Origin of the sequence: Curtobacterium sp. APC 4022 (assembly GCF_030407555.1) — a bacterium.
Classification (GTDB): domain Bacteria; phylum Actinomycetota; class Actinomycetes; order Actinomycetales; family Microbacteriaceae; genus Curtobacterium.
In genome coordinates this window covers 23,410-29,830 of sequence record NZ_JASDDD010000043.1, presented here as the reverse complement: position 1 = coordinate 29,830, position 6,421 = coordinate 23,410, and the positions used below count along the sequence as shown (strand labels likewise).

5 protein-coding genes are annotated in these 6,421 nt (G+C 72.3%); 1 reads left to right on the top strand and 4 read right to left on the bottom strand.

The window, feature by feature from the left end:
- On the top strand, positions 1 to 201 hold a 201-nt coding region (locus QL987_RS12960; RefSeq protein ID WP_290158006.1), incomplete at its 5' end, for an LPXTG cell wall anchor domain-containing protein.
- 72 nt (positions 202 to 273) lie between these two features.
- On the opposite strand, the gene QL987_RS12955 is transcribed toward QL987_RS12960, so the two are convergent.
- The 4 genes from QL987_RS12955 to QL987_RS12940 form a co-directional block, all read right to left on the bottom strand.
- The gene (locus QL987_RS12955) at positions 274 to 1,350 is read right to left on the bottom strand and encodes an aspartate-semialdehyde dehydrogenase (RefSeq protein ID WP_253463706.1); all 1,077 of its coding nucleotides are present in this window, start codon (positions 1,348 to 1,350) and stop codon (positions 274 to 276) included.
- Between the two features lie 17 nt (positions 1,351 to 1,367).
- The gene (locus QL987_RS12950) at positions 1,368 to 2,633 is read right to left on the bottom strand and encodes an aspartate kinase (protein ID WP_110824600.1); all 1,266 of its coding nucleotides are present in this window, start codon (positions 2,631 to 2,633) and stop codon (positions 1,368 to 1,370) included.
- A 163-nt stretch (positions 2,634 to 2,796) separates the two neighbouring features.
- Positions 2,797 to 3,396 (bottom strand): recombination mediator RecR, encoded by a 600-nt coding sequence (gene recR / locus QL987_RS12945; RefSeq protein WP_290158005.1) that lies wholly within the window; start codon positions 3,394 to 3,396, stop codon positions 2,797 to 2,799.
- The gene (locus QL987_RS12940; RefSeq protein WP_290158004.1) at positions 3,396 to 6,365 is read right to left on the bottom strand and encodes a DNA polymerase III subunit gamma and tau; all 2,970 of its coding nucleotides are present in this window, start codon (positions 6,363 to 6,365) and stop codon (positions 3,396 to 3,398) included. The genes recR and QL987_RS12940 overlap by 1 nt, the downstream gene beginning before the upstream one ends.
- Positions 6,366 to 6,421: the final 56 nt, after the last annotated feature.

The window sequence follows — 6,421 nt, the reverse complement described above, 5'->3', positions numbered from 1 at the left end:
CCCGGCGCCGGAGCCCTGCCGGGTACCCCGTCCGCGACCACCGCACCGACGCCGACCAGCAGCCCGACGGCGACGGCAGCACTTCCCGATCGGCTCGCCTACACGGGTGCCGAGGTCGGCACGGCCACTGCCGCCGCCGGCGTGCTCCTCGGCCTGGGTGGTCTCCTGACCGTCCTCCGCCGACGCCTGCGTCGGTCCTGACCCACCGGCACCACGACGGACGGGAGGCCCGCTACCAGCTGGTAGCGGGCCTCCCGTCCGTCGTGGCGTGCGTCAGGACGCGGCAGCACCGGCCGTGGCGCGGGTCGCGACCACAACCTCGGCGATCTGCACCGCGTTCAGGGCGGCACCCTTCCGCAGGTTGTCGTTGCTCACGAACAGCGCCAGGCCGTGCCCGGCGGGCGCCGACTGGTCGGCGCGGATGCGACCGACGAAGGTCGGGTCCTGCCCGGCCGCCTGCAGCGGGGTCGGCACGTCGGAGAGTTCGACGCCCGGGGCGGACGCGAGCACCTCGGTCGCACGCTCCGGCGAGAGCGGGCGCGCGAACTCGGCGTGCACCGAGATCGAATGGCCGGTGAAGACGGGCACGCGGACACAGGTACCGGCGACGAGCAGGTCCGGCAGGTCGAGGATCTTGCGGCTCTCGTTGCGGAGCTTCTGCTCTTCGTCGGTCTCGCCCGAGCCGTCCTCGACGATGCTACCGGCGAGCGGGACGACGTCGAACGCGATCGGACGGACGTACTTGACCGGCTCGGGGAACGTCACGGCCGAGCCGTCGTGGGTGAGTGCCGCGGTGTCCTGCTCGAGGGCGGCACGCGCCTGCCCGAGCAGTTCCTCGACGCCCGCCAGCCCGCTGCCGGAGACCGCCTGGTAGGTGGTGGCGACGAGGCGACGCAGACCGGACTCGGTGTCGAGCGCCTTGAGGACCGGCATGATCGCCATCGTCGTGCAGTTCGGGTTCGCGATGATGCCCTTCTCGGCGGCGGCGATCGCGTCCGGGTTCACCTCGCTGACGACGAGCGGGACCTGCGGGTCGAGCCGCCAGGCGCTGGAGTTGTCGATGACGAGCGCGCCGGCGGCGGCGAAGCGGGGCGCCAGCGCGCGGGACGCCGACGCGCCGGCCGAGAAGAGCGCGATGTCGATGCCGGACGGGTCGGCGGTCTCGGAGTCCTCGACCACGATCTGCTGGCCGCGGAACGGCAGGGTCGTCCCCGCGGACCGGGCGCTCGCGAAGAAGCGGACCGTGTCCGCTGGGAAGTCGCGCTCCTCGAGCAGACGGCGCATCACGGCACCGACCTGACCGGTGGCGCCGACGACCGCGACGGTGAGCTGGGTGTTGTCGGACTGCATGGTGCTCCTGCTCGGGGTCAGCGGCCGGTGCCGGCGTAGACGACGGCCTCGTTGTCGGCGTCGAGACCGAACGCCTCGTGCACGACGCGCATGGCCTCGTTCAGGGTGTCGGCTCGGGTGACGACCGAGATGCGGATCTCCGACGTCGAGATCATCTCGATGTTGATCGAGGCGTCGTGCAGCGCGCGGAACAGCTGCGCTGAGACGCCGGCGTTCGTGCGCATGCCGGCACCGACCAGCGCGAGCTTGCCGATCTGGTCGTCGTACTGGATGCCCTCGTACCCGATGTCCGACTTCGAGACCTCGAGCGCCGTCAGGACGCTCTGGCCCTGGTCCTTCGGCAGCGTGAACGAGATGTCGGTCCGGCCGGTCGATGCCGCCGAGACGTTCTGCACGATCATGTCGATGTTCGCTCCGGCGCGCGCCACGATCGTGAAGATCTCGGCTGCCTTCCCGGGCTGGTCGGGCACGCCGACGACGGTGATCTTGCCCTCGGAGAGGTCGCCGGCGATGCCGGTGATGATCGGTTCTTCCACGGTTTCCCCCTCGGCAGGGTTGTAGACGATGGTGCCCTCGACGTTGCTGAACGAGGAACGGACGTGCAGGGTGACTCCGTGCCGGCGGGCGTACTCGACGGCGCGGATGTAGAGGACCTTCGCACCGGATGCTGCGAGCTCGAGCATCTCCTCGGTCGTGACCCGGTCGATCTTGCGGGCCTTCGGCACGATGCGGGGGTCGGCGGTGAAGATGCCGTCGACGTCGGTGTAGATCTCGCAGACGTCAGCGTCGAGCGCGGCGGCCAGGGCGACGGCGGTCGTGTCAGAACCACCGCGGCCGAGGGTGGTGATCTCCCCCGTGGTGCGGTTGAAGCCCTGGAAGCCGGCGACGATCGCCACGTGCCCGGCGTCGAGCGCCTCACGCACGCGCTTCGGGGTGACGTCGACGATGCGGGCCTTGCCGTGCTGGGCGTCGGTGAGCATGCCGGCTTGGCTGCCCGTGTACGACGAGGCTTCGACCCCGAGGCTCTTGATCGCCATCGCGAGGAGCGCCATCGAGATCCGCTCGCCCGCGGTGAGGAGCATGTCGAGCTCGCGTCCGGCCGGGATCGGCGTGACCTCGTGCGCCAGGTCGACGAGCTCGTCGGTGGTGTCGCCCATCGCGGACACCGCCACGACGACGTCGTTGCCGGCCTTCTTCGTCTCGACGATGCGCTTCGCCACGCGCTTGATGCTCTCGGCATCCGCGACGGACGAACCACCGAACTTCTGCACGATCAAGGCCACGGGCACGCACTCCTGGGGACGGTTCTCCGCGACGTCACGCGGCTCGACAATCGTAGACGGTGTTCCACGGATGTTGCGTCCGAGCGGGTCGGCACGCAACGATCCCGCGTGGGCACCCGGACAGGTCGCTCGACCGGCGGGCAGTCCGGGGTGCGGGTCCGGGTCAGCCGCCGACGACCCGACGACCCTCGAACGCACGGCCGAGGGTGACCTCGTCCGCGTACTCCAGGTCGCCGCCCACCGGCAGCCCCGAGGCCAGACGGGTCGTGCGGATGCCCATCGGGACGAGCAACCGGCTGAGGTAGGTCGCGGTCGCCTCACCCTCGAGGTTCGGGTCCGTGGCGATGATGACCTCGTCCACGGTGCCGTCGGCGAGCCGCACCATGAGCTGCTGGATCCGCAGGTCGTCCGGTCCGACGCCGTCGATCGGGCTGATCGCCCCACCGAGCACGTGGTAGAGCCCTCGGAACTCCCGGGTACGCTCGATCGCAGCGACGTCCTTGGCCTCTTCGACCACGCAGATCGTCGCCGGCGACCGTCGCGGGTCTCGGCAGATGCTGCACTGCACGTTCTCGGTGACGTTGCCGCAGACCTGGCAGAAACGGACCCGCTCCTTGACGTCCGCCAGGAGCTCGGACAGGCGGGTCGGGTCGAACGACTCGGTCTGCAGGATGTGGAACGCGATCCGCTGCGCCGACTTCGGACCGATGCCGGGCAGCCGCCCGAACTCGTCGATGAGGTCCTGCACGATGCCGTCGTACATCAGATCGTCCCCTCGGTCAGCGACGTCTCCTCGATGAACTGCGCACCGAGGATCTCACGCACGACCGCCTCGCCGTAGCGTCCGGGGACGGGGGCACGACGGGCGCCGGACGGCGCCTGCTGGGCCTGGCGGGACGGCTGCGCCGGGGTGCTCGGCTGCTGCGGAGCGCTCGGCTGCTGTGCGGCAGCCGGCTGCGCGGCCGCCGGCTTGCCTGCAGCGGGCTGCGACGGTGGGCGGCCAGACGGTGCGGAGCGGCCGTGGCCTGGGTCGGGGAACGGCGCGCCGTCGTCGAACGGCTCGTCGTCCAGCGGGTAGTCGTCCACCGGGACGCCGTCGGCCGGCACGGGAGGCGCGGCGGACCCGGACGGGGACACTGCGGTCCTCGATCGGGTCGGCTCCGGAGACGATGCGGTCGCGGCGGGCGCACCGGCACCGGCGGGCGCACCGGGCTCGGCGGGCGCACCGGGCTCGGCGGGCGCAGCCGTCTCGGCAGGCACGGCTCGCTCGGCCGGGGCGACGGTCGCGTCCGACGGCACGACGCCGAAGGGAGCCCCCCACGCGGGGACGACGTCCTCGGGCACGGCACCCGTCGTCGGGTCCGAGGCGGGGATCGTCGCGACGGCCCACTCGGTGACCGGGCCGGAGTCCTGGGGTGCTGGCTGCTCGGGGGCCGACCGCTCGGGAGCGGATCGCTCCGGGGCGGCACGCTCGGGAGCGGATGCTCCCAGCGTGTCGGAGCGCTCCGGCGTGGGGCGATCCGACGTCTGGCCGTCCGGTGCAGACGGCCGCGACGCCGACGCCGCGTCGGCCTGCGGCTGGCGCTGACCCTGCGGCGCGCGCTGTTCGGGCTGCTCCGGCGACTCGGCCTGCTTCGGCGACTCAGTCGGCTGCGGCGCCGTGGTCCGAGCGGACTGCTCGGGCTTCGCCGGGGCGGGCTGCACCGGCGCTGGCGGCGCCGGCGTCTGCTGCGCGGGCGCCTGCTGCGCCGGTGCCTGCGGTGCGGGTGCCTGCGATGCCGGCGCCTGCTGCGCGGGCGCTTGCTGCGCCGGTGCCTGCGCCGGCCGGGCACCGGCAGCGCCCGGTCCGCGTGCCACGAACTTCACCCGGAAACCGAGCAGGTCCGTGATCGCGCTGCGGAGGTGCTCGCTGACGCTGGTGTCCGGCCCGCTCATCTCCTTGAACGAGGCCACGTCCTGCTGGCTCGGGAAGGTCAGGGTCAGGACGTCGTCCTTGAGCGCGGTGACCTGTGCCGTCGCGACGACCGCCCACGCCGAACGCTTGGCGCGCTGGACGTGCTCGACGATCTGCGGCCAGGTGTCCCGCATCTGCTGCAGACCGACCGGGGTCACGGAGCGGACCGCGGGCTCGGACCCGATGACCGTGCCGACTCCGGTGGAGGACGGCGAGGCCTGTCCCTCGGGCTCGGAGTCTCCGGCAGAGCCGGGCTCTGCCGTGGCAGGTTCCGGCTTCCGGGTGGTGGTGTCGGTCGCCGGGACCGCGGCGGCCCAGGACGCTGCGGCGTCGCGTGCCGCTTCGCCCGGGCCCTCGTCCGTGTGCGAGGCCGGGGCCTCGGGAGCAGTGGAGGCAGCGGGAGATGCGGTGCTGGTCGGAGCGGCACCCGCCGGAGCCGGTGGCGCGGCGGACGCAGCAGTCGGCACCGAGGCCGAGGGAGCAGCCACGGGTGCCGCAGCAGGCGCCGTCGGAGCAGATCCCCCCGGAGCAGATCCCCTCGGAGCGGACGTCGTCGGAGCGGACGTCGTCGCGGCCGGCATCGTCTCCGGCGGAGCCTGGTGTCCGCCGGCATCGCCGACACCGACGCGACGCTCGAGCCGCTCGACACGGGCGAGTGCACCGCGCTGGGTGTCGTCGGCCTCGGGCACGAGCATCCGGGCGACCATGAGTTCGAGGTGCAGTCGGGGCGAGGTCGCACCGGTCATCTCGGTCAGGGCACGGTTGGCGATGTCGGCACCTCGGGACAGCGCGGTGGCACCGAAGACCCCGGCCTGGCGGGACATCGTGTCGAGCTCTTCGGGCGAGATGCCACGGAGGACCGCTCCGGCGCTCTCGTTCGTCGCCGCGACGACGATCAGGTCGCGGAGGCGTTCGAGCAGGTCCTCGACGAAGCGGCGCGGGTCCTGACCGGTCTGGACCACGCGGTCGATCGCCGAGAAGGCCGACGCCGGGTCGGCCACGGCGAGCGCGTCGACCACGTCGTCGAGCAGGGCGGCGTCGGTGTAGCCGAGCAGGGCGACGGCCCGCTCGTAGGCGATCGCGCCGTCTTCGCTGCCGGCCATCAGCTGGTCGAGCAGCGACAGGGTGTCGCGCACGGAGCCGCCGCCGGCACGGACCACGAGCGGCAGCACACCGGGGGCGACCGAGACGGACTCCTGCGTGCAGAGCTGCTCGATGTACTCGAGCATCGTGGCCGGCGGGACCAGGCGGAACGGGTAGTGGTGGGTCCGCGACCGGATCGTGCCGATGACCTTCTCGGGCTCGGTGGTGGCGAAGATGAACTTGACGTGCTCGGGCGGTTCCTCGACCAGCTTGAGCAGCGCGTTGAAGCCCTGCGGCGTGACCATGTGCGCTTCGTCGAGGATGAAGATCTTGTAGCGGTCGCGCGCGGGGGCGAAGACGGCACGGTCGCGGAGGTCACGGGCGTCGTCGACACCGTTGTGGCTGGCGGCGTCGATCTCGATCACGTCGAGGGAGCCACTGCCGCCACGCGCGAGTTCGACACAGCTGGGGCAGACGCCGCACGGGGTGTCGGTCGGGCCCTCGGCGCAGTTCAGGCAGCGCGCGAGGATGCGTGCCGAGGTCGTCTTGCCGCAGCCGCGCGGGCCGCTGAACAGGTACGCGTGGTTGACGCGGTTGGTCCGGAGTGCGGTGCGGAGCGGGTCCGTCACCTGCGACTGCCCGATCAGCTCGGCGAAGTTCTCGGGCCGGTAACGGCGATACAGGGCGGTGACCACGCGACCAGGGTAGTCGGGACCGCCGACACCTCGACACCGCTCTCCACAGCCCGGCC